Source organism: Candidatus Methylobacter oryzae (assembly GCF_003994235.2).
GTDB classification, from domain to species: Bacteria; Pseudomonadota; Gammaproteobacteria; order Methylococcales; family Methylomonadaceae; genus Methylobacter_A; species Methylobacter_A oryzae.
Window position 1 is genome coordinate 4,714 of record NZ_RYFG02000019.1, and the last position, 22,407, is coordinate 27,120.

The 22,407-nt window shown below is 53.9% G+C and carries 19 protein-coding genes; 13 read left to right on the forward strand and 6 right to left on the reverse strand.

Features of this window, described 5'->3' with window-relative positions; all coding sequences use genetic code 11:
- The coding region (locus EKO24_RS03470) for an HNH endonuclease (protein WP_206667200.1) at positions 1–1,043 on the forward strand (1,043 nt) is incomplete at its 5' end.
- A 117-nt stretch (positions 1,044–1,160) separates the two neighbouring features.
- Here EKO24_RS03470 and EKO24_RS03475 read toward each other — a convergent pair.
- Complete coding sequence (locus EKO24_RS03475) at positions 1,161–1,415, reverse strand: DUF2442 domain-containing protein (RefSeq protein ID WP_127030592.1); 255 nt, start codon at positions 1,413–1,415, stop codon at positions 1,161–1,163.
- Positions 1,408–1,674 (reverse strand): DUF4160 domain-containing protein, encoded by a 267-nt coding sequence (locus tag EKO24_RS03480; protein ID WP_127030591.1) that lies wholly within the window; start codon positions 1,672–1,674, stop codon positions 1,408–1,410. The genes EKO24_RS03475 and EKO24_RS03480 overlap by 8 nt, the downstream gene beginning before the upstream one ends.
- Before the next feature lie 581 nt (positions 1,675–2,255).
- Between EKO24_RS03480 and EKO24_RS03490 the strand changes: the two genes are divergently transcribed.
- The 5 genes from EKO24_RS03490 to EKO24_RS03510 all read left to right on the forward strand — a co-directional run bounded on the left by EKO24_RS03490 (position 2,256) and on the right by EKO24_RS03510 (position 5,721).
- Positions 2,256–3,677, forward strand: coding sequence for an arylsulfotransferase family protein (locus tag EKO24_RS03490; protein WP_206667201.1), 1,422 nt, complete (start codon positions 2,256–2,258; stop codon positions 3,675–3,677).
- 24 nt (positions 3,678–3,701) lie between these two features.
- Positions 3,702–4,154: a cupin domain-containing protein gene (locus tag EKO24_RS03495; protein WP_127030589.1), complete on the forward strand. Its 453-nt coding sequence runs from the start codon at positions 3,702–3,704 to the stop codon at positions 4,152–4,154.
- A gap of 33 nt (positions 4,155–4,187) precedes the next feature.
- Positions 4,188–4,565 carry a cupin domain-containing protein gene (locus tag EKO24_RS03500; protein WP_127030588.1) on the forward strand — a complete coding sequence of 126 codons (378 nt, stop codon included), beginning with the start codon at positions 4,188–4,190 and terminating at the stop codon, positions 4,563–4,565.
- Positions 4,566–4,626: 61 nt separating this feature from the next.
- Positions 4,627–5,157: a GNAT family N-acetyltransferase gene (locus EKO24_RS03505; protein ID WP_127030587.1), complete on the forward strand. Its 531-nt coding sequence runs from the start codon at positions 4,627–4,629 to the stop codon at positions 5,155–5,157.
- Positions 5,158–5,250: 93 nt separating this feature from the next.
- The gene (locus EKO24_RS03510) at positions 5,251–5,721 is read left to right on the forward strand and encodes an HAD family hydrolase (RefSeq protein ID WP_127030586.1); all 471 of its coding nucleotides are present in this window, start codon (positions 5,251–5,253) and stop codon (positions 5,719–5,721) included.
- Positions 5,722–5,885: 164 nt separating this feature from the next.
- Here EKO24_RS03510 and EKO24_RS03515 read toward each other — a convergent pair whose 3' ends face one another.
- The 3 genes from EKO24_RS03515 to EKO24_RS03525 form a co-directional block, all read right to left on the reverse strand.
- Positions 5,886–6,314, reverse strand: a complete 429-nt coding sequence (locus EKO24_RS03515) for a desulfoferrodoxin family protein (protein ID WP_127030585.1) — start codon at positions 6,312–6,314, stop codon at positions 5,886–5,888.
- A 52-nt stretch (positions 6,315–6,366) separates the two neighbouring features.
- Positions 6,367–6,729, reverse strand: a complete 363-nt coding sequence (locus EKO24_RS03520) for a hypothetical protein (protein WP_127030584.1) — start codon at positions 6,727–6,729, stop codon at positions 6,367–6,369.
- 262 nt (positions 6,730–6,991) lie between these two features.
- Complete coding sequence (locus EKO24_RS03525; RefSeq protein WP_127030583.1) at positions 6,992–7,714, reverse strand: lectin; 723 nt, start codon at positions 7,712–7,714, stop codon at positions 6,992–6,994.
- A gap of 757 nt (positions 7,715–8,471) precedes the next feature.
- Between EKO24_RS03525 and EKO24_RS03530 the strand changes: the two genes are divergently transcribed.
- The 3 genes from EKO24_RS03530 (at position 8,472) to EKO24_RS03540 (ending at position 14,741) form a co-directional block, all read left to right on the forward strand.
- A complete protein-coding gene (locus EKO24_RS03530) occupies positions 8,472–11,651 on the forward strand; it encodes an efflux RND transporter permease subunit (protein WP_127030582.1) in 3,180 nt (1,059 codons plus the stop codon).
- Positions 11,652–11,658: 7 nt separating this feature from the next.
- Positions 11,659–12,870, forward strand: coding sequence for an efflux RND transporter periplasmic adaptor subunit (locus EKO24_RS03535; protein WP_127030581.1), 1,212 nt, complete (start codon positions 11,659–11,661; stop codon positions 12,868–12,870).
- A gap of 299 nt (positions 12,871–13,169) precedes the next feature.
- A complete protein-coding gene (locus EKO24_RS03540; RefSeq protein ID WP_127030580.1) occupies positions 13,170–14,741 on the forward strand; it encodes a mechanosensitive ion channel family protein in 1,572 nt (523 codons plus the stop codon).
- Positions 14,742–15,227: 486 nt separating this feature from the next.
- Here EKO24_RS03540 and EKO24_RS22305 read toward each other — a convergent pair whose 3' ends face one another.
- Positions 15,228–15,392 (reverse strand): hypothetical protein, encoded by a 165-nt coding sequence (locus EKO24_RS22305; RefSeq protein ID WP_154671575.1) that lies wholly within the window; start codon positions 15,390–15,392, stop codon positions 15,228–15,230.
- Between the two features lie 23 nt (positions 15,393–15,415).
- Between EKO24_RS22305 and EKO24_RS03545 the strand changes: the two genes are divergently transcribed.
- The 4 genes from EKO24_RS03545 (at position 15,416) to EKO24_RS03560 (ending at position 22,401) form a co-directional block, all read left to right on the forward strand.
- The gene (locus EKO24_RS03545; RefSeq protein ID WP_127030729.1) at positions 15,416–16,879 is read left to right on the forward strand and encodes an MBL fold metallo-hydrolase; all 1,464 of its coding nucleotides are present in this window, start codon (positions 15,416–15,418) and stop codon (positions 16,877–16,879) included.
- 286 nt (positions 16,880–17,165) lie between these two features.
- Positions 17,166–17,813, forward strand: a complete 648-nt coding sequence (locus EKO24_RS03550) for a TetR/AcrR family transcriptional regulator (RefSeq protein WP_127030728.1) — start codon at positions 17,166–17,168, stop codon at positions 17,811–17,813.
- 9 nt (positions 17,814–17,822) lie between these two features.
- On the forward strand, positions 17,823–19,103 hold the full coding sequence (locus EKO24_RS03555; protein ID WP_127030727.1) for an MdtA/MuxA family multidrug efflux RND transporter periplasmic adaptor subunit: 1,281 nt from the start codon (positions 17,823–17,825) through the stop codon (positions 19,101–19,103).
- A 175-nt stretch (positions 19,104–19,278) separates the two neighbouring features.
- Entirely contained in the window at positions 19,279–22,401 is a 3,123-nt protein-coding gene (locus EKO24_RS03560; protein ID WP_143733168.1) for an MdtB/MuxB family multidrug efflux RND transporter permease subunit, read from the forward strand.
- Positions 22,402–22,407 lie beyond the last annotated feature (6 nt).

Below are 22,407 nucleotides of genomic sequence, written 5' to 3' on the forward strand. Positions count from 1 at the left end.
CATTACGAATAGCGATGACTCCAGAATTGAAAGTCACGAAAGACATGCTTTTCATTGCTCCATACAATCACGAGGGCTTGGCAGGTTGGCTTGTGCGCATATCGTGGTACCCAGACGCCAATTATGAAAATCGAAAATGGCATAGCAAGCTTTTCGCCTTCAGAGACTATGCCTCAAATGACGACGCTCTGGCGGCAGCTCAAAACTATCGGGACAAATGGATAGAAGACAACAAAGGAAAGCGCTATCTCAGAAGCGTCGGCACGCGATTTAGCCCAAATCTGCCTCGTAACAATACAAGTGGCATCGTTGGAGTAAACCGTTCCGAGAAAAGAAAGAAGAGCGGCCCACTTTGGCAAACCACATACCCGCTTCCTGAGGGTGGCGTCGCCAACAAGAAGTTCCCAATTAGCATTTATGGCGAAGTCGGTGCACTTCGTCTAGCAATCGAGGCGCGTCGTGCTGGGCTCCTGACAGCTCTCGGTGGTCGAAACATCACAACGGATGAAGCTGCCTATTCGTCCATCAAGTTCTATGACGACCTTCTTGCAAACCTTCAAGACTATCGAGATCAAAGCTCCGATCCGTCGGTTATTGAAATTGTCCGCAACCCGGACGTTCCAGCGACAACCAAGCTTGAGCAACTCCAAGTAAGAATCGGGCAACAACGGTTTCGTCGCGAAGTTCTTGAGATCTTCGACAACAAGTGCGCCATCACAGGATCAAGCTTGTTGATTCGCGCCTCACACATTAAACCTTGGCGCGTTGCAAACAACGAAGAACGGATTAATCCGGCAAACGGCCTCGCTTTGTCACCGGTCTATGATGCCGCGTTTGATTTTGGGCTGATTACCTTTCGCCCGGATGGACAGATTATGCTTTCGCCAAGAATAGAAGCTGACGCATCAGCATTAGGAATCACAGGAAGAGAGAAGATTAGCTTCCTTACAGATGAGCATTTTGCATTTCTGGACTGGCACCGAAAGAATATCTTCGGAGCATCAATGACAAACACTACGCTCCAAGAGGCGCTAGCCAGGTAGGGTACGTTGCGCGTACCTTTAATTTTGCATTGGATTTCTTGGCGATTGAAAAGGTACGCATAGCGTACCCTACCTGGCTGTTTTAACTACAGATTTAAGATTTGCTCCCTCTTCCGGCTATGCTACTTCACGAATAAAGATACATTGCTCATATAAGCGTTCAGGCGAAAACTCTAATCCATTGGGCCAACACAGTGCACCCGCATCAATAAAAAACCGTTGAAAATAGTCGGCATCGCGCAGAGGTTCCAATAATGTTCCTTTACGTTCTTTTAACAAGGTTTCTGCGTTCCAAATGCCGCGTGTTTCGTCTGAAAAATCCAGTTGAATTTCATAAGGTGTTATTAACGTTGCATGTAAAATTTTAATCACGGTCTGCTCCTTGAATACGATCTAAAGGTTCAAATTGGCTGGCTTTTTCCCAGTTGCTCATTAATTCTATACGATGTGTTTCACACCATTCGTTGACAATTGCGGCTACTTTTCTCGGTAAATCGCCTGCAATAATATTTCCACTGCTGATTTCAACCAATGCGGTGAATCCTTGATATTCAACATGAATATGAGGCGGCGGATGGTCATCATGACGCATTTTGATAATGATGCCAAAAAATATGCTCAGTGTCGGCATTGTTTTCTCCTCGGGCTTATTTTAAGCAGGCTTCAAAGCTATATATTACGCTACGCATACCTTAAGGTTGATCGTATCATATCGCTATCTTAAAAATCCGCTTGAGCGTAGCCGAAGGGAGCGGGTCATTTTCTAATTTTCCTCGTTCCCACGCGCCGCGTGGGAATGCAGTGCCGGACGCGCTACGTCCCGTATACTCAAAACTTTGACCATGACTCGCGGCGCAGCGCGCCTTGACTGCATTCCCACGGAGCCTGTGGGAACGAGAGTGAAAGTCTGTCCTTGGCGCTGTGCAGAGCCTACCGTTGGCGGTAAATCTATCCGGCAGGGTCGGGCAACGGCGCTTTCGGCTAAGTATTAACCCGTGCAACTGTTGAATCGCCGACAGCTGTTGTTGGCAAACTGCGCCTTACTCAACAATTAAGTCTGTCTAACGAGGCCCAATATTCACTCTTCCACAATCGAAATGGCGTTGAAGCCTCGCCGATACAGTATTCCCTGTAGCTTCATTTCATTGGCTCGTTAATTGCTCTAGCCGTTTTAGCGATTATTCGCTTTATCGAGCATTAACGGAATTAATCATGACACTGACAACCTTTTTTAATAAAACCCATGGCGGCCGTCGACGCGCTAAGGCCAAGAATCTGCCCAAAGCGGTGCTGGGCGCGGCCGGCGTCTTGCTAAGCGTCTCAGCCGTCGCGGCTCCCAGCGTCTACTCGACCGGCACGACGCGTTACGACCCGGCCAAAGCCTTCAATTCTTTCGTGCTATTTACCGGCGGCGACAATATTGCGCACCTGATCGACCTGAACGGCAATTCGGTTCATGAATGGCGGGATGCGGCCAGCCACAGCACGCTGATCGATCCGGCCGTGAACGGCGGCAAGCTCGGTCATGTATTCGTGACGCTGGAAATGACCGAAGGTATAGGCACCGACTTGGTGCCGGGGCAGGTGAGTCGGCGGGTTTCCAAGACGGTCGGCGAACTGGATTGGGACGGCAAAACCGTTTGGTCGTTCGGCGATAAAGCGCCCGGCGGAGCCGCCCAGCAACATCACGACTGGGCGCGGCTGCCGAACGGCAATACCGTCGTGTTGGCTAATCTCGTGCATCCGGTCAAAGGCTTTAAACAGCCGCAGGTGCTCGACGATGTCGTTTATGAAGTCAATCCGGCCGGGGAAGCGGTCTGGAAATGGATCGCTTCCGAGCATATCAATGAATTCGGCTTCAGTCCGGCTGAACTGAAGCTGGTGCGCAACGCCGAAATTGCCGATTACCTGCATGTCAACAACCTGAAAGTGGTCGGTCCCAATCGCTGGTTTGCCGCCGGCGACAAGCGCTTCGATCCCGAAAACCTGCTGTTTGACGCCCGCAACGCCAATTTCATCGCGATCATCGACAAGAAAACCGGCAAGATCGTCTGGCGGCTTGGGCCGCACTATAAAGCCGCCAGCGAAGAACAAGCGCTGCCTCGCAATGTGCCAAGGCCGGTCGACCAGATCAGCGCCCAGCACGATGCCCATATCATTCCCGAAGGCTTGCCCGGCGCCGGTAATTTGCTGGTATTCGACAATCAAGGCCTGGCCGGCTACCCGACGGCGGCGGTTCCCAGAACCGGCGGTTCCAGGGTGCTGGAAATCGATCCGGTCAAGAACGAGATCGTTTGGCAGTACACCGGCGAAGATTCCGGCGGCCCCGCTTGGTCGTTCCGCAGCACCCATATCAGCGCCGCCCGTCGCTTGCCGAACGGCAATACCTTTATCGATGAAGGCCAGAGTGGACGCTTGTTCCAAGTGACCAAAGACGGCGAAATCGTTTGGGAATACGTCAATCCTTATGTCCGTATCGGCAAGGATAAGCTGACCGGTCACACGACCGTCAACAACCAATTGTATCGCGGTCAACCGGTACCTTATGAATGGGTGCCGGCCGGTACGCCGCATTCCGAAAAAGCGGTGGTTCCGCCTGAGTCAAGCCAGGCCAGCCTTCCGCCTGGGCCTTAATCATAATTTCACAGGAGAATTTAGATGTTTGGTTTTATCAACATTCAACGCTTGGCGTTGGCAACCTGCTTGGCCCTGAGCTTCGGTTCCGTATCGGCGGCCGATCTCGATCCCAAGGCGATTTCGATCAAGCTGCCCGAGGACATCAAATGGGTTGCCAACCCCGGCGGCTCGGAAAGCGCGGTATTGGTCGGCGATCCGTCCAAACCCGGTCTTTACGTGGTGCTGAACAAATGGAAAGCGCATCATAACAGCAAGCCGCATTCGCATCCGAACGACCGCTTCATTACCGTGATTTCCGGCACTTGGTGGGTCGGCACCGGCACTGATTACAACCCGGATAATTTAAAACCGGTTCCGGCGGGCAGTTTCGTGACCCATTACGGAAACGAAGTCCATTACGACGGCGCCAAGGATGAAGACACGATTTTGCAGATCGTCGGTATCGGTCCTGCGACATCGACTCCGGCAAAGTAACAAACCTTGGCTCATTTTTAATAGAGGCAGATCATGAACATAGTTGATTTTAATGCATTCGAACAGAGGCAATATCTGGCAAAAAACACTAAGGAACAGCTTTCCTTAGTAAAAGCATTAACCACGGCTTTTTCCCTAAAAGGATTATCAGTGAGTCATGAAACGCTGTTGCCTGGAACAAGGGCTTGTTCCAGGCATTATTATGCAAAGAAAGACGAGCTGGTTTTTGTACTAAAAGGAAGCCCGTCGGTGCGGATCAATGGCGAAATCATAAGGTTAAAGCCGGGAGAGGTTTTCGGTTCGCCTACCGAAGCGGGGATTCCTTATGTGGTTGTCAATGAATCGAATGCTCCCGCTTTTTTTCTGTCTATCGGATCAGAAACAAACGAAGATGAAGCGATCTATGCCTGATCGAGTTTCAATATTAAATCAAAAAGCGCCAGCATATTAGAGAACATCGGCATGCTAAGCGATGATTAAATTAGGCATTGCAATGCAATTGACTGAACTTCAAACAGCCCGGACTATTATGAGGCCGTTTTCCGAGGCAGACGCAATAGAGGCATTTTCCTGGTTTGGCGATCCGGCCGTTATGAAGTTCACGCCTCATGGCCCTGATACAACACTTGAATCTACTATTGAAAGGATAAAACATTATCTCGAACATCAGTCGAAGCATGGATACGCAAAGTGGATTATTCGTGAACGCAATTCCATGAAACCGATTGGTGATGCCGGACCAATGTATTTTCCCGAATGTGAAAGTTTTGAGTTAGGGTATCGCTTATTACCCGGTTACTGGAATAAAGGGTTAGCTACCGAAGTGGCATTAGCTTGGGTGCAGCTCCGCTTCCAGATACCGGGCTTAATGAATTTAATGGCTTTTACCCATCCGGAAAATGTGGCTTCCATTCGAGTTTTGGAAAAAGTGGGATTCAATTTCAGTCATCGAGATCATCTTATGGGGATGGACAGCATGGTTTTTAAGATGCCAAATTTGTAAATTGAAGCAGTTTGTTCAGATTGGGAACCTCGAACGAATCTATCTCACTTGTTTTAAAGGCTATTTTTAACTTAATCCATCACAAGGTATTTCATGATTTCCATCGACATTCCCGGCTTTAAAAAGCTTGAACTCATCCACCTCGTCTCCGACTACAACGGTACGTTGGCGCTGGACGGCCAACTGCTGCCCGGCGTGGCGGATATACTTACCGCCCTGGCCCCTTGGATCAAAATTCATGTAATCACGGCCGATACTTTCGGCTTGGCGCATTCCCAACTGGCTACCCTACCCGTTGAGCTGACTATCACCCCGGTCGAATCCCAAGCCCAAACTAAGCTGCAATTCGTCACCGAGCTTGGGGTCGAGACCGTAGTCGCCGTCGGCAATGGCCGAAACGACAGAAAGATGTTGAAAGCTGCGGCGGTAGGCATAGCGCTGATACAACGCGAGGGCGGTTCGGCCCAATCTATCGTCAGTGCCGATGTGGTTTGCACCAATGTCATTGATGCGCTGGATTTGCTGCTTAATCCGAAGCGTCTGGTTGCAACGCTACGTTCATAATCAACCGTTTAGTAACACGATAAGGCGCAATTTGTAGGGTGCAATAGCGTAGCGTATTGCACCGTAATGGTAAGACTATGATTCGGCGCAATACGCGATAAAGCCGCTATTGCGCCCTACGGATTAATTATGTTGGGCATAAACAGCATGCCCAACTGACAAAACTACGCCTCTGCGCTATTCAGCCAAAGATCGTGCTTATTGCATAAACTCAGCGCATATAGCGCGCCGCTGTAATTCTTCAGCGTGAATGTCGAAACTGCGGCGCTGTCTTTAGTCGGATCGAACAAATGCTCATTGATGAATTTATAGTTCTTGTCCAATAGAACATGCTTAACAATGTAATGTTCGTAGCCTTTCATTTCGTGAGGCGTGACGATTTTTACCGTAGTAACGTCTTCGGCTTTGGTAATCTCAATCGTCGGCAAATGGGTGGCGACTTTGCCGGCCCAACGTCCCGGCGCTTCTTTTGTATAGTAAATATCTCTCGATGCGGTTGCCTGTTCGTCACCGGCAGCCAGCGTCACGGCCGGGGCTATCAAGCTCGCGCCCGCACTTGCTACGCTTAAGCGAATAAAATCGCGACGTTCCATAGTAATTCCTTGTTGTTGGTTATTGATTAAATTGAGTTGTGGATAGATAGCGCTACTGTTTAGACTCAGGCTGATCCGGATACCAAAAAGTTTTATGGCATTGTTCGCAGACATCATCGATGCGGCCGCCGATTTCAAGCAAAGCCGTTGCATTCTTTGCATCGATTGCGGCGAGCGTTTCTTCGGTTGCCGCCTGAAGCTGCTGCGCATACCTGAAATAAATTTCCGGTTTCGCATCGATTAACTGCTGAATTTCTTCAGGACTTTTTTTAACGCCCGGAATTTCAAATTTTGAATCCTTTACCGCTACGCGGCGGCCTCCTTCGGTTAAACGTTCGGCGGCGCTAAGCAGCCTGGCGGCTTGTTGTTTGGCAACGGCCCATTCTTCGTCCGTATGCGGCGGTTTTTCGACCATGCCCGACCTGCTGGCCGAATGCCAAATTCCGTCAGAGGTGGGAGCAATTAACGAGAGCATCAGCTCTTGAATCGTTTCCGATGATTTAAGATTTTCCTTTTGGTTGCGTATGAGCGATTTCTGCGAACAAGCTGCAAATGCCGATACCGATATTACGACGAGGGCTAACTTTAATTTTAATGGCATCCGAATTTTTAAAATAAGAGTAAAACCTTATCTTTTTAACACATCGTTCAATTCCCGGTACAGGGGCAAACGAACATTAATTGATCGCAAAGCAATAAAACAGGCCTGCGCCACCGGTTTTTACCAGATTTTCCTGGCCGCAGCCTTTGCTGGCGTGCGCCGAATTCCAGGACGTATTGCCGCCGCCGGTACGATCGAAATGGCCCACTTGAGCCGAACCGTCTTCAGCGCTGCTGGTGTAATTTTTACAGGTGTGGTCGGCGGCATCGGCAAAAGCGGTGCCGTCGGGTTGGGAACCGGTAAGAATATCGTGCTGGTTGGGCTTGTCCCCGGCGCCGTTAACCGTTTCGTTTTTCTCGGTCAGCGCCGTGGTTCGGCTCAGGTTATTGCCGAGTCTTGCCAGTTCCAGCGTGTTGCCATGTAAATGCGCGATATTCTTGGCGACCTCGGCGCCTTTCGCATTGAACCAAGGGCCGGTGCCGATACGGTCGCGGGCATTAATCGAGGGGTGGCCGTCAACGGCTTGCGTACTCAAATAAGCATGCCAGGTTTTGTTGACGCTTCCTGCGGCTTCCGCCAGTTTTTGACAGTGTGCGTCGGCTCCGGCCAAACCGCCCAGATCGGCGCCTTTCCCTATGCCGGTGCTGGTGACAAAAAAGCTCAGCGGTTCTTTGGGTTTCGCATCCGCGGCCGGAGCCGGTGCCGGCTCAGCGACAGGACTTGTAGACGCAGACTGATCGGCGGCTATAACGAACGTGGAGCTTAACAACAGCGAACCAAATAGGAGTGTGTTTTTCATAGTATTTTTCTTTTTGTATTTAAGTATATGGAATGGAGATTACGGTTTTGGAAATCTGAGCGAATTCAAACGCACCTTGCGAGTTTCTGTTGAAATGACTTATGTAGAGATACCTATATCCTTTTTTAGACAGATTTCCAGGCTATTCATTTTTCATGCCATGGATTTGATCGATCATTACTGCCGCTGTCGAACAAATACAGGTGATTGTTTCAATACAGCTATTCTTTTCGATTGAATTTTTGCGGAATTTGAGGATTTGAGAGGTGGGATACAGTTCGTTGGCAAGGTGTTGATTTAGAGACAGCTATCCAGCAGATGCTATTGCGATAGCAGCAGGATGAATTAACGATAGAAGACGGTCTTGTTTCCACGCGCTGCGTCCTACTTTACTTGATGCGCCCTGTTTCTCGGCGCAGCGCGCCTTGAACTGCGTTCCCACGTAGCGCGTGGGAACGAGATAATTTGCTATCGCCCTTCGTAGGAGAGAAAGCTTTTCCGGCGTTCCGATTGCCGGAAACTCCCACCCTGGCTGACGCCGGGCGGTCTGATTCCGGCCTACGCCCCGTATTTCCACGGAGGAGTCCGTGGGGACGAGAGCGAAGCTGGAGAAGAAATAGCCAGTCTACGTGGCCTTGCTGGTATGTGAATTGCATACGTCCAGGTATTTGTTGCCTTTGCAGGGGAAACGATAGTTTGAAAAACGGCTAGACCTTTCAGCCCCGGCGCGTTACTGAATCGAATCTCCCGAGAAACCATGTGGATTGTTAACATTGCCCTACGCCGCCCTTACACGTTCATCGTCGCGGCGCTACTGATTCTTTTGTCCACGCCTTATGTGCTGCGCAATATGCCGACCGATATTTTTCCGAATATCGATATTCCGGTCGTCGCGATGCTGTGGGATTACAAAGGCATGAACGCAAAGGAAATCGCCGATCGTCTGGCCGGCTCGGTCGAACGTTCGATGTCGTTGATCGACGGTATCGAGCATAGCGAATCGGTATCTTTTGCAGGATCGGCGGTTATCAAGGTGTTTTTCCATCCCGATACCGATATTCGCACCGCGATTGCGCAGGTGATGTCCAGCAGCAACTCGGTCTACCGCTCGCTGCCTGCCAGTACCGCACCGCCGCAAGTTATCCAGTATTCGGCTTCCGATTTGCCGTTGGTGCAATTGGGTATCTCCAGCAGCACGGTGCCGGAGACCGAGGTCAACGATCTGACCAATAACATCGTCCGGAACTTCCTTCAGTCCAAACCGGGCGTGTCTTCGACCAATCCGTTCGGTTCCAAGAGCCGGCAGGTGACTGTCGATATCGATCCGGCGGCATTGCTTGCCCGCGGGCTGACTCCGAACGATCTGGTCGATGCGATGGCCGTGCAGAACCTGATTTTGCCGACCGGAACGATCAAGGTCGGTTCGACCGAATACGACGTTACGCTGAACGGCGCGATTGCGGCGATTCCCCGCATCGGCGACATCCCGGTACGCACGGCCAACGGCACGACCACGCTGATCCGCGACGTCGCCAATGTACGCGACGGCTCGGCGCCGCAGACCACGATCGCGCGCCAGAACGGCGAGCGCGGCATTCTTACGTCGATTTTCAAACGGGGCAAGGTATCGACGCTGGACGTCGTCGATCACGTGAAGCAGGTGATCCCGAAAATGCTGGCGCAGATGCCGGAAGGCATCAACATGAAGCTGATGTTCGACCAGTCGCTGTTCGTCAAGGCCGCAATCGGCAACGTGATACACGAAGGCTTGATCGCCGCCGGTTTGACGGCCGCGATGATATTGTTGTTCCTCGGCAACTGGCGGAGCACCTGCATTATCGCGGTGTCGATCCCGCTATCGATCATGTGCTCGCTGATTGCGCTGTATCTGGTCGGTGAAACTATCAACCTGATGACGATGGGCGGTTTGGCGCTGGCTGTCGGAATATTGGTCGACGACGCGACCGTCGAAATCGAGAATATCGAGCGGCAAATGCTGATGGGCAAAAAGCCGCGCCAGGCTATTCTTGACGGCGCCGCGGAAATCGCGATGCCGGCGTTTGTATCGACATTGTGTATTTGTATCGTGTTCGTGCCGATGTTCTTCCTTACCGGCGTTGCACGCAGCCTGTTCGTGCCGATGGCCGAGGCTGTGGTTTTCGCAATGTTGGCGTCTTATCTGCTGTCGCGGACTTTGGTGCCGACGCTGGTGATGTATATGATGGCCGGTCATCACGGCAACAAGCACCAGCCGCCGGCCAATGCGATTGCGCTCATATTCGGGCAAACCCACCGCGCTTTTGAGCAGGGTTTCGAAGTCTTCCGGGAGCAGTATGTGGTGCTGTTGAGCCATTTGCTTAATCACCGTTTGCGTTACGGTTCCGCTTTTTTGGGCTTTTGCCTGTTGTCGCTGACATTGGTGCCGTTGCTTGGGCAGGATTTGTTTCCGGCCGTCGACGCGGGCCAAATCAGGCTGCATGTCCGCGCGCCCTCGGGGACGCGGATAGAAGAAATGCCCAGCCAAATAGACGAGGTGGAAAAAGCGATCCGCGAGCGCATTCCCGCGCAGGAACTGGGCGATGTGCTGGATATTATCGGCGGCCCCTACAGTACCCGTAACACGCTGTTCGGCAACTCCGGCACGGTGGAGACCGCCGATACCGAGATCATGATTTCGCTGCGCCCCGGCGATCATGCGCCGAGCATCGACTATATCAAGGATTTGCGCGCAGAATTGCCGCGCCGTTTCCCCGGACTCGAATTCTTTTTCCAACCTGCCGACCAAGTCAGCCAAACGCTGAATTTCGGCATTCCGGCGCCGATCGATATCCAGTTTATCGGCGGCAAGCCGGAAGAGGTTATGCCGCTGGTCACGGAACTGAATAACCGGCTGCGGCAAATTCCCGGCATCGTCGACGCGCACGTTTACCAACGCACCAACCGGCCGTCGCTGGACCTGGAGATGAATCGCTCGCAGCTTCAGAATCTAGGGCTTTCGGCCCGCGACGTCGCGCAGAATTTATTGCTAACCCTGAGCGGCAGCATGCAAACTGCGCCGACTTATTGGTTGAATCCGAACAATGGCAACACAGTCAACATCGGCGTGATGGGTAATCCGCTCGATCTCGACAGCATCGACGCGTTGATGCGGACGCCGGTGGGTGGCGACGATAACAGCCCGCCGCAATTGCTGGGCAATCTGGTCACGATGAAGCGTTCGGTGCAACCGGCGGCCGTGACTCACTTCAACGCGAATAACGTTTTTAATATTTACGCGAATGTCGAGGGCCGGGATTTGGGTTCGGTTAGTGTCGATATTAATCGGATAATCGAAGACAGTCGGGCCAAATTGCCGCGCGGCGTCGAACTGGCGGTGCGCGGGCAGAGCCAGACCCTTAACAGTTCGTTTATCGGACTGGCGACCGGATTGGCAGTGGCTATCGTGCTGTTGTACTTGTTGCTGGTGGTCAATTTTCAATCCTGGCTCGATCCGTTCATTATCATCAGCGCGCTGCCGGCTGCACTGGCCGGTATTGCCTGGACTTTGTTCCTGACCGGAACCACGCTGAGCATTCCGGCCTTGACCGGCAGCATCATGTCGATGGGCGTGGTCACCGCCAACAGCATCCTGCTGGTTTCGTTCGCACGCACCCGCTTGGGCGACGGCGTGCCGTCGGTGACGGCAGCCTTGGAAGCCGGCGCGACGCGTTTGCGGCCGGTCATGATGACCGCGTTCGCGATGATCGTCGGCATGTTGCCGATGGCTGTCGGCTGGGGCGAAGGCGCCGAACAGAACGCGCCGCTGGGCCGCGCGGTGATCGGCGGGCTGGCGTTCGCCACCGTGTCCACGTTGCTGTTTGTACCGATTGTTTTCGCCGCCACGCATCGCTGGCTTGAACATCGCCATTCGACTCGAACTATCCTTATCACTGAATGAAACCGTCATGAGTAGTCATCAAACCCCTGTATTTGCTTTGCCATCCCATCCGCAACGGACGCTGGTTATCGCCAAGCGATCCGGTTTCGGGCTGCTGCTGTTTTTACTGTTGGCCGGCGGCTGGCGGCTCGCTATCAATCAAAGCGAGGCCGACAGTTTGCGGCAGCGCACCGAGGCTAGCCTGACGCGTAGCGTGATTGCGGTGCGCTCCAAGCCGGGCGAGGCGTCGCGCAAGATCACGTTGCCGGCCGGTTTGCGCGGCAACACCGAAACACAGCTTTATGCCCGCAGCAACGGTTATTTGAGCGCTTGGTACAAGACCATCGGCGATCAAGTCAAGAAAGGCGAGCTGCTGGCCGTGATCGATGTTCCCGAATTGGAGCAGGAGCTGGCCCAGGCTCACGCCGCGGCGGCACAGATCAAAGTCAGGCTGGAATTGGCGCGTTCGACGTTGAAGCGCTGGGCCTTGCTGAAAGACACCGACAGCGTGGTTCAACAGGAGTTCGACGAAAAACGCAGCGCCGTCTTGCAAGCGGAAGCCGATCTGGCCGCCGCCGAAGTCAACGTCAAACGGCTTGAAAAAATTGAAGAGTATCGCCGTATCGTCGCGCCGTTTTCCGGCGTTATTACGCGCCGGAGCGTCGACGTCGGCAGCTTGATCAACGCGGGCAGCCAGGAATTGTTCGCGCTGACGCAAACCGATCCGCTCCGGCTGACCGTCTGGGTGCCCCAAGCTTACGCGGACGACGTTAAGGTGGGGCAGGAGGTGGCCGTGCGCGCCGCCGGCGCACAGGGCAAGCCTCTGGCAGCCCGCGTCGAACATGTTGCAGGCGCCTTGGACCCGGTTAATCGCTCGCGCCAGGTAGATATTACGCTGCCGAATAAAGAGGGGAAATTATTGCCCGGTTCGTATATGGAAGCCTCGATTAACGTGGTCGGCAGCAAAGCCGGTCCGCTGGTTGTGCCTGCCAATGTATTGGTTATCGATCAGGCAGGTACGCACGTCGTTGTTGTCGATGCCGAAAAACGCGTCGCGTTTCGCCCGGTGAAACTGGGCCGCGATTTTGGGCGCGAAGTCGAAATTCTGGAAGGCGTGGCGGCCAATGACGTGCTGGTTGCCAGCCCGTCGGATTTGTTGGCCGAAGGCGAGATCGTCAGCGTGGTGGAGGCTCAGCAAAAAGCGGACGGCAAGTCTAAGGAAAAGCCTGTTGCCGGTTAGGCCTTCCAGGTTATGCGGCTGTCATGGATGGCGGCCGAGACTGCTCCCGGCAGTCCTCGGCATTTTCTCCATCCATGGCGGTCAGAAGTGCTGGCCGCCGGGAGCGGCTCCAGTAAAAACCAGCAAGGTCTGCTTGTTGGAATCATCCTGCCCTAGGGCGTGCCGCGTGCGCCTTACAACCTATCCCACGGCACGCCTGAGCGCTGCGTTTTTTTTCAGGGTGGCATTTTCCGGTAAAAAATGTTGAACTTGATGTTTTTAAGTACGGATCATCCGGTTTTAACCAATAAGGACTTTAAATGCCTCGGCCCGAGTTTCCCTGGAACGATTTTCATACGTTCGCGATGCAGAACAAGCAGTTCGGCCTGCTGCTTATCGTTGCGCTGATTATTGCCGTTTCGTTATGGCGCTGGCGTCCGCAAGACCGTAAACCTGTAAAAGCGACATTACTGTTTTTAACGATTGCGCTCAGCGGTATTTTGCTTAGCGCTGTGCTGGCTGCGCTGGACGTCGATCCTTTTGCGCGAGGCTTGCATAAGACCAGTGTTTTTGTCGGCGGAATGGCCGGAATCCGGCTTTTCGGTTTGTTCTTGTTTCGGCTGGTACTGCCGCTATGCCGTATTAATCTGTTGCGTATCCTTGAAGATTTGGCCGAGCTTGCAGGGTACTGCACATGGCTGATGATCTATCTGCACGCTGCCGGCCTGAATCTGTCCGGCATCATTACAACCTCGGCGGTTATGACAGCGGTGCTGGCTTTTTCGATGCAGGATACCTTGGGCAATATCCTTGGCGGTCTGGCCCTGCAACTGGATAACTCGATCAAAGTCGGCGATTGGATTAAAGTGGACGACGTCAACGGCCGGGTCAGCGATATACGTTGGCGATACACGGCAATAGAAACGCGCAATTGGGAAACGATCGTCATTCCTAACAGTTTGTTGATGAAGGGCAAATTCTCCGTGATCGGGCGCCGTAGCGGCCAGCCGTTGCAATGGCGCCGGTGGGTCTATTTCGATGTTAGCTACGATCATTTGGCCGGGAAGGTCGTCAATATCGCACAAAATGCAATCCGCAACGGACATATAGCTAATGTCGCCGATGCCCCTGCGGCGAATTGCCTGTTGATGGATTTTACCTCCAGCGCATCGCGTTACGCTTTGCGCTATTGGCTAACCGATATTGAAGCCGATGAAGCCACCGACTCGGAAGTGCGCGCACGGATCTATGCCGCGTTGCAGCGTGCCGGAATCAGCTTGTCGTATCCGCAATACCATATTCACTTGACCAATAAAGACGACCAATATGAGCAAAACGAGCGTCAGCGCCGGCTCAAAGAGCGTATCGATGCGTTGCAGCAGGTGGAATTGTTCAATACCTTGCATGACGATGAGCTAGCCGAAATTGCCGAACAGTTGGTTTATGCGCCTTTTGTCAAAGGCGACATTCTGATGCATCAAGGCGAGGTAGCGCATTGGCTTTATATTATTATCAGCGGCGTTACGGATATATTCCTGGAGTTGCCGGATGGCGGACGCCGGCTGATCGATACAACGCATGGCAGCTGTTTTCTCGGCGAGATGGGCTTGATGACCGGCGACCCCCGTAGCGCCACGGTTATTGCCCAATCCGAAGTTTTAGCGTATCGGCTGAATAAAAACTCGTTCCAAAAAATATTGGATAAACGCCCCGAGCTCGCCGTGGAGATCAGTAATCTTTTGGCGCACCGCCGCGTCGGTATCGATAACTGGCAGCAACAGCTGGATAGCGAATCCTTGGCCCGGCTGATGGTGCAGCAACAAAGCACGCTGCTGGAGCAGATTAGCAGTTTTTTCAGGCTTGGCAGTTCCGGTAAGTCATCCGGCGGATAATTTATGTGTTTAACTGATAGATGATCAAGAAGCGTAGTCCACGAAAAACACGAAAGGCACGAAAATAGTTAAACCGCATTGTTTCCGCACTCTTGAGAACTGCCGTTAAGTTAAGCATTGTAGGAGCGGGGGGCCGCGCCCGCGATATTTTCACGATGATTGCAGAATTGTAGCGCCATCATCGCGGGCGCGGCCCCCCGCTCCTACGGGATGTCGATGTGCTTAACTTAATCGCAGTGACGGACTCCCCGGAGACGAGAGCCAAAGGAATACGCAGCTGAGAAGTGCAAGCTTTGCTTGCACCGGCAGGCAAAGCCTGCACTCCGGCTATTGCATGAGCTCCAACTTGGGGATTAACGAAAATGCCAAGTTGTCTCGTTCCCACGCGCTTTTGCTTCCTTTTCGTGGACATTGCGTAACATCGGCACTTAAAAGCGTTCGCTGTTCATTAACGAAGAACGTATGCTTGGATCTGGAATGATCGAATCAATGAAGCTGTTTCTTTGGATACAGCGAAGCAGCAAAACCTGCTGAATATCCAGCACGAACAAATGCGGTAAACGGTTTATCACTAGCGGCGGCAATGCCGCCACCTGCCTTTGCCCAGCCCAAAACCGGCTGGTACGCCTCTTGCTTTGCAGTTATTTTCATTACCGATAAACCAAGAGGATTGCATGCATAGATCTATATATACCGTTGCGGGCTTGGCTGCCGTATTGACCGGGGCCGGTTGTAGTTCGCTGCAAACGCAGGGATTGCAGGCGGCAGCCGAGGCTTCCGGGGCCGACACCGTCAAATCCATCGAATTTTCAGGCAGCGGGCGCTGGTTCCAGTTTGGGCAAGCGCCGAACCCGGACTTATCCTGGCCGCAGTTCGACGTAAAGAACTTTACCGCCGACATCAATTACGACACCGCCAGCGCGCGGGTGCAGATTACCCGCAGCCAGACCGTCGAGCCCGGCCGCTTGCGTCCTGCGCCGGTTGAACAAAAGGTCGATCAATACGTCAGCGGCAATACCGCCTGGAACGTGGCCGCTGCGGGTAACGCCGCCCCGGCGCCAAGCGCGCAACCCGCTGCCGTTGAAGAACGCCAGGCGGAAATTTGGGCAAGCCCGCAAGGCTTCCTGAAAGCCGCGCAAGTCAATCATGCCGAGTCTAAAGCGGTCGGCAGCGGCACCGAGGTATCGTTCACTATTGCCGGTAAGTATCGCTATATCGGCACTATCAACGCGAACAACCAGCTCGAACGGGTACAGACCTGGATCGACAATCCGGTGCTCGGCGATACGCTGGTCGAAACTCGCTACGACGGTTATAAAGACTTCGGCGGTATCCAGTTTCCGGCCCACATCGTCCGCAGCCAGGGCGGCTACTCGGTGTTGGACATCAATGTTGCGGACGTCAAAACGAACCCGGCAGTCGATATTGCTGTACCCGAGCAAGTCGTCAAGGCGCCGGCGGTGGTCGTAACGCCCAACAAACTGGCCGACGGCGTTTACTACCTGACCGGCGGCAGCCATCACAGCGTTGCGATCGACCAGCGCGACCACATCGTATTGGTCGAAGCGCCGCAAAATGAAGAACGCTCGCAGGCTGTTATCGCCAAACTCAAGGAGATCATTCCGAACAAGCCGATCAAATACCTGGTCAACACGCACGCTCACTTCGATCATGCCGGCGGCTTGCGCACATTCGTCGATGAAGGCTCGACCATCGTAACGCTGCAACCGAACCAGACTTATTATGAAAAAGTCTGGGCTGCGCCGCACACGATCAATCCCGACCGTTTGGCCAAATCGCATAAATCTGCGCATTTCGAAAGCTTTACCGGCAAGCACGTGCTGTCGGACGGCAAACGCACTATTGAGCTTCACTCTATCGCCGGTAGCGGACACAACGATGCTTTCTTATTAGTCTACCTGCCGAAAGAGAAAATCCTGGTCGAAGCCGATGCTTATACGCCTACCGCCGCCAACGTGCCGCCGCCGGCAAAAGCTAACCCCTATTCAGTCAATCTTTACCAGAATATCCAAAACCTGAAACTGGATGTTAATCAGATTGCTGCCTTGCACGGTCCGCGCGTGGTCACGCTGGCCGATCTGCGTACCGCCATTGGCCAACCGCTAGCGGCCAAATAAACGGCCCCCGGATCGGGGCGAAAGTGCAAGGCTTTTGTCCTGATCCACTGACTCATAGGCCTGCCTGATCCTGGAATCGATAGTGTTGGCCAACGGGCAGCGCTTGCGTAACTATTGTTGATTTTCAAACACGTAAAAAACGGCGCGCATCAAAAAAACAGACAAAAAACAATAGCATGGAAAGTGGTATAAACATTGCTAAATTTTTAAATACGTATTTAAATTTTAAATTTGAATTACAATTATCAAACCTAATTAATACGTCTGTTTTAATCAATTTACCTGCATGTCCAATCTTCAAACCAAGCCGGAAAAAACCCGCATCCGGCTATTGACCGCAGCCAGCCGAATCTTTGCCGAGAAAGGTTTTCAGGAAGCGACGATAGCCGAAATCTGCGGGCAGGCGAATGCCAATATTGCCTCTGTCAATTATCATTTTCGCGACAAGGAAACGCTGTATCTGGAATCCTGGCGTTTTGCGTTTAACCGGGAGCTGACTCTATACCCGCCCGACGGCGGTTTGAGCGGCAATGCTTCGGCGGAACAACGGCTGGCCGGGCGTATTAAATCGCTGGTTCTCCGTATCGGCGACGAAAACTCCTATTCGTTCGCGATTATTCATAAGGAAATGGCGCAACCGACCCGGTTGCTGGCCGACATCCTGGAAAAGGAAATCAACCCGCAACGCATGCAAATGTTCATGTTATTGAAAGAATGCCTGGGTCACGCCGTCACCGAGCAACAAATTCAATATTGCCATGCCAGCATCATGGGCCAATGTTTTCAATTGCTGCGTTTAAGGCATATGCAAGGCGCCCGTCCGTTTCGCAGTCATCCCAGCGATTTAAGCGACATTAAGGCGTTTGCCGAGCATGTCGTGCAGTTTTCTCTGGCCGGCATTCGCGCCATCCGTTCCCAAGCCTCTAATGAGTAAAGTGTTTGTATGAGTCAAAACCATAGTCCTGAATTATCCCCGAACCGGTCCCGGACTTTGTTATGGTCTATTGCGCTGGTTGTGCTGGTTGTTATCGCCGCGGTATTTTATTTCCGGCATCCGTCGTCGCCGGAGGCAAAGCCCGACGCCAAACGCGGCGCAGGAATGAGCAAAAAAGGCGGTAAGCAGCACGATGACGACTCGCCGGCCGTCGTGGCGATAGAAACAGCCGTTCAGGCCGATTTTCCGGTGTACTTGGACGGCCTGGGCACAGTTACCGCATTGCGGACCGTGACCGTTCGGCCCAGGGTTGACGGCGAACTGGTGAAGGTTGCTTTCAATGAAGGGCAGGTGGTCAAGGAAGGCGATTTATTGGCCGAAATCGACCCGCGCCCGTTCCAGGTCCAGTTACAACAGGCCGAAGGCCAGTTGATGCGCGACGAAGCCTTGTTGAAAAATGCCGAGATAGACCATGCCCGCTACCTTACCTTGCTGGAGCAGGACTCGATTGCCGCCCAACAGACCGTGACCCAGGAGGCGCAAGTCAAACAATATCGCGGCGTTGTCGAAATGGATAAAGCCCAAGTCAATAACGCCAAACTCCAGCTCAACTATGCCCGCTTGACTGCGCCGATTTCGGGGCGGGTTGGATTGCGCCAGATAGACCAGGGCAATATCGTCCATGCGAACGATACCAACGGCTTGGTGGTGATTACCCAGATGCAGCCTATCACTGTGGTTTTCACGCTGCCCGAAGACAAGGTGCAAGCGGTCATACAGCGCTGGCGGACTAACGAGCCTGTTAGCGTCACTGCCTACGATAGAGCCGGGAAAACCAAACTGGCCGAAGGCAAGCTGTTGGCGCTCGACAACCAGATCGATCCGACCACCGGTACGCTGAAATTGAAGGCGCAATTCGACAACAACGAGCGCACGCTGTTCGCGAATCAATTCGTCAATATCAAAATGCACCTGGATACGCTACGCGGAGCGATCCTCGTTTCCAGCGCCGCGATCCAGCACGACACGCAAGGCGCTTTTGTCTATGCGGTCAACCCGCAGCTTACCGTACAGGTGCGCCGCATCACGCTAGGGCCGACCGAAGACGACAAGACCGTAGTGCTGAGCAATCTTGGCGCCGACGAAACGGTCGTGGTGGAAGGTGTCGACCGGCTTCACGAAGGCAGCCAGGTCGATATTGCGAAGAAAGACGGCCAAGCCGTGGCGGCCGATCCTAATATGCAGGCCAAGCCCGAAGACAAGCCGCGAAAAAAAGATAAGCGTCCTTGATTATGATCCCTGCGAACCATGCCCGCTCTCGTTCCCACGCGCTGCGTGGGAATGCAATATGGGACACGCTGCGTCCTATGTTGATGCACTCTGCATTTCGGTACGTTGTGACCGTGGCTCGCGGCGCAGCGCGCCTTGACCGCATTCCCACGCAGCGCGTGGGAACGAGACAAATATGACCCCAGCCAATCCTAATATGTCGAATTTCAATCCATCCCGGCTGTTCATCCTGCGGCCGGTCGCGACGTCGTTGCTGATGGTGGCGATGCTGCTGCTCGGTGTGCTGGCTTACCGTTTGCTGCCGGTTTCGGCGCTGCCGCAGGTCGATTATCCGACCATACAGGTAGTGACCTTGTATCCGGGCGCGAGTCCCGAAGTGATGACTTCGGTCGTTACTTCGCCGTTGGAACGGCAGTTCGGCCAGATGCCGGGACTCACGCAGATGTCGTCGACCAGCACCGGCGGCGCGTCGGTGATTACGTTGCAGTTCAATTTAAACCTGGATTTGGACATTGCCGAGCAGACCGTGCAGGCGGCGATTAACGCGGCCAGCAACTTTTTACCGAAGGATTTGCCGCAGGCGCCGATTTACAGCAAGGTCAATCCGGCCGATACGCCGATCATGACGTTGGCGGTCAGTTCCAAATCCTTGCCGTTGTTCAAGGTCGAAGATTTGGTCGATACCCGGCTGGCGCAGAAAATCGCGCAATTGCCGGGCGTCGGTTTGGTCGGCATCAGCGGCGGCCAGCGGCCTGCGGTGCGGATTCAGGCCAATTACAAAGCGCTGGCGGCCTACGGCCTCAGTCTTGAAGATTTGCGAACGGTCATTGTTGCGGCCAATGTCAATCAACCGAAAGGCATGTTCAACGGGCCGATGCGTTCGGCAATTATCGACAGCAACGACCAGCTGCATTCGGCGGCCGAATACCGAGACCTGGTTGTTGCCTACCGCAACGGCGCGCCGGTAGTGCTGTCCGAAGTCGCCGAAGTCGTGGACAGCGCCGAAAACGTGCGCTTGGCGGCCTGGGCCAACGATAACGCGGCGGTGATCGTCAATATCCAGCGTCAGCCCGGCGCGAATGTGATCGAGGTCGTCGATAGCATCAAGGAACTGTTGCCGAAATTGCAGGCGTCGTTGCCGCTTAACGTCGAGGCGCTGCCGTTGACAGACCGCACCGTGACGATACGCGCTTCGGTGCACGACGTGCAGTTCGAGTTGCTGCTGGCGGTTGCGCTGGTCGTGATGGTGATTTTCCTGTTCCTGCGCAACGTGCCGGCGACGATCATTCCCGGCATTGCGGTGCCGCTGTCGCTGGTCGGCACGTTTGCGGTCATGTATCTGGCCGGTTTCAGCATCAATAACCTGACCTTGATGGCGCTGACGATCGCGACCGGTTTCGTCGTCGACGACGCGATTGTGGTCATCGAAAATATCTCCCGCTATATCGAGCGCGGCGAACCGCCGCTGAAAGCCGCGCTGAAAGGCTCCGAACAAATCGGTTTCACGATTATCTCGCTGACTTTTTCGCTGGTCGCGGTATTGATTCCGCTGTTGTTTATGAGCGACGTGGTCGGACGCTTGTTCCGGGAATTTGCGATTACGCTGGCGGTCGCGATCCTGATTTCGGCCATCGTGTCGCTGACGTTGACGCCGATGATGTGCGCCAAACTGCTGCATCAGCAGGGCGGACATACCGAACATCCGGACGACTGGCTGTCCGGTTTAATCGCCCGCTACGGCCGCAGCCTGCAATGGGTATTGCAACGGCAGGCGCTGACGATGCTGGTGTTCTTCATGACCGTGGCGCTGACGGTGACATTGTATATCGTCATTCCCAAAGGCTTTTTTCCGATACAAGACACCGGCACGATCCAGGGCGTTTCCGAGGCGCCGCAAAACGTATCGTTCTCGGCAATGGCCGATTACCAGCAACAGCTCGGCAAGCTGATTCTTGAGGATCCGGCCGTCGACAGCCTGTCGTCGTTCATCGGCGTCGACGGCATCAACACCACGCCGAACAGCGGCCGCTTCCTGATTAACCTGAAACCGCACGATCAACGTTCGGTCAGCGCTGTCGAAGTCATCGCCCGCTTGAAAGTCAAACTGGCCGGTCTAGCAGGCGTTTCGTTGTATTTGCAGCCGGTGCAGGATTTGACGATGGAGAACCGGGTCAGCCGCACGCAGTATCAATTCACGCTGGAAACGCCGGATATGGACGAATTAAACCGCTGGACGCACCGGCTCGTGGATGAGCTGGGCGGTCAGCCGGAATTTGCCGATGTAACCAGCGACGTGCAGGACCAGGGGCGGCAGGTGTATGTGAACATAGACCGCAGCACGGCCAGCCGGCTCGGCATCAGCACCGCCGCGATCGATAATGTATTGTACAGCGCTTACGGACAACGGCTGGTTTCGACTATTTTTACCCAGTCCAACCAGTACCGGGTCGTGCTTGAAGTCGATCCGGCCGCCCAAAGTACGCCGGAGACGCTGAAGGATTTGCGGATTCCGTCCAGCAACGGCACGCAAGTGCCGCTCTCGGAGATAGCTGAAATTTCGGAGCGGCCGACGCCGTTGTCGATCAATCATCTCGACCAGTTCCCGGTCGCGACGCTGTCTTTTAACTTGGCGCCCGGTGCGGCGCTCGGCGATGCGGTCAAAGCGATCGACCGCGTCAAGCAGGAAATCGGCCTGCCGCTAAGCATCCGCACCAGTTACCAGGGCGCGGCGCTGGCGTTTAAAGCCTCGCTGAACAACACGCTGTGGCTGATCCTGGCGGCGATAGTAACCGTCTATATCGTGCTCGGCGTGCTGTATGAAAGTTATATTCATCCGGTCACGATCCTGTCGACGCTGCCGTCAGCCGGCGTCGGCGCGCTGTTGGCGTTGATGGTGTCCGGCGGCGACCTCGGCATTATCGGCATTATCGGCATCATTTTGTTGATCGGCATCGTCAAGAAGAACGCGATCATGATGATCGATTTTGCGTTGGAAGCCGAGCGCAAACAGGGCATGTCGCCTAACGACGCGATTTTCCAGGCCTGCTTGCTGCGTTTTCGGCCGATTATGATGACCACGTTGGCGGCGTTGCTGGGCGCGTTGCCGTTAATGCTCGGCAGCGGCGTTGGCTCGGAGTTGCGCCATCCGTTGGGCATCACGATGGTCGGCGGCTTGCTGTTGAGCCAGCTATTGACGCTGTATACCACGCCGGTGATTTATTTGTGGATGGACGGGCTGGCCCGGCGCGTGTCGGGCTGGCTTGGCCTGAATCCGGCTGAGAGCGACGGAAGCTTGTGATGAATT

What these genes read in the sequence shown, in the direction of transcription:
- EKO24_RS03500 (WP_127030588.1), top strand. Translation starts at nt 4,188, where the DNA reads ATGAACATAGTTGATTTTAATGCATTCGAACAGAGGCAATATCTGGCA.
- EKO24_RS03490 (WP_206667201.1), top strand. Translation starts at nt 2,256, where the DNA reads ATGACACTGACAACCTTTTTTAATAAAACCCATGGCGGCCGTCGACGC.
- EKO24_RS03545 (WP_127030729.1), top strand. Translation starts at nt 15,416, where the DNA reads ATGCATAGATCTATATATACCGTTGCGGGCTTGGCTGCCGTATTGACC.
- EKO24_RS03510 (WP_127030586.1), top strand. Translation starts at nt 5,251, where the DNA reads ATGATTTCCATCGACATTCCCGGCTTTAAAAAGCTTGAACTCATCCAC.
- EKO24_RS03480 (WP_127030591.1), bottom strand. Translation starts at nt 1,674, where the DNA reads ATGCCGACACTGAGCATATTTTTTGGCATCATTATCAAAATGCGTCAT.
- EKO24_RS03525 (WP_127030583.1), bottom strand. Translation starts at nt 7,714, where the DNA reads ATGAAAAACACACTCCTATTTGGTTCGCTGTTGTTAAGCTCCACGTTC.
- EKO24_RS03530 (WP_127030582.1), top strand. Translation starts at nt 8,472, where the DNA reads ATGTGGATTGTTAACATTGCCCTACGCCGCCCTTACACGTTCATCGTC.
- EKO24_RS22305 (WP_154671575.1), bottom strand. Translation starts at nt 15,392, where the DNA reads ATGAAAATAACTGCAAAGCAAGAGGCGTACCAGCCGGTTTTGGGCTGG.
- EKO24_RS03515 (WP_127030585.1), bottom strand. Translation starts at nt 6,314, where the DNA reads ATGGAACGTCGCGATTTTATTCGCTTAAGCGTAGCAAGTGCGGGCGCG.
- EKO24_RS03495 (WP_127030589.1), top strand. Translation starts at nt 3,702, where the DNA reads ATGTTTGGTTTTATCAACATTCAACGCTTGGCGTTGGCAACCTGCTTG.
- EKO24_RS03520 (WP_127030584.1), bottom strand. Translation starts at nt 6,729, where the DNA reads ATGGTCGAAAAACCGCCGCATACGGACGAAGAATGGGCCGTTGCCAAA.
- EKO24_RS03535 (WP_127030581.1), top strand. Translation starts at nt 11,659, where the DNA reads ATGAGTAGTCATCAAACCCCTGTATTTGCTTTGCCATCCCATCCGCAA.
- EKO24_RS03560 (WP_143733168.1), top strand. Translation starts at nt 19,279, where the DNA reads ATGACCCCAGCCAATCCTAATATGTCGAATTTCAATCCATCCCGGCTG.
- EKO24_RS03505 (WP_127030587.1), top strand. Translation starts at nt 4,627, where the DNA reads ATGATTAAATTAGGCATTGCAATGCAATTGACTGAACTTCAAACAGCC.
- EKO24_RS03550 (WP_127030728.1), top strand. Translation starts at nt 17,166, where the DNA reads ATGTCCAATCTTCAAACCAAGCCGGAAAAAACCCGCATCCGGCTATTG.
- EKO24_RS03555 (WP_127030727.1), top strand. Translation starts at nt 17,823, where the DNA reads ATGAGTCAAAACCATAGTCCTGAATTATCCCCGAACCGGTCCCGGACT.
- EKO24_RS03540 (WP_127030580.1), top strand. Translation starts at nt 13,170, where the DNA reads ATGCCTCGGCCCGAGTTTCCCTGGAACGATTTTCATACGTTCGCGATG.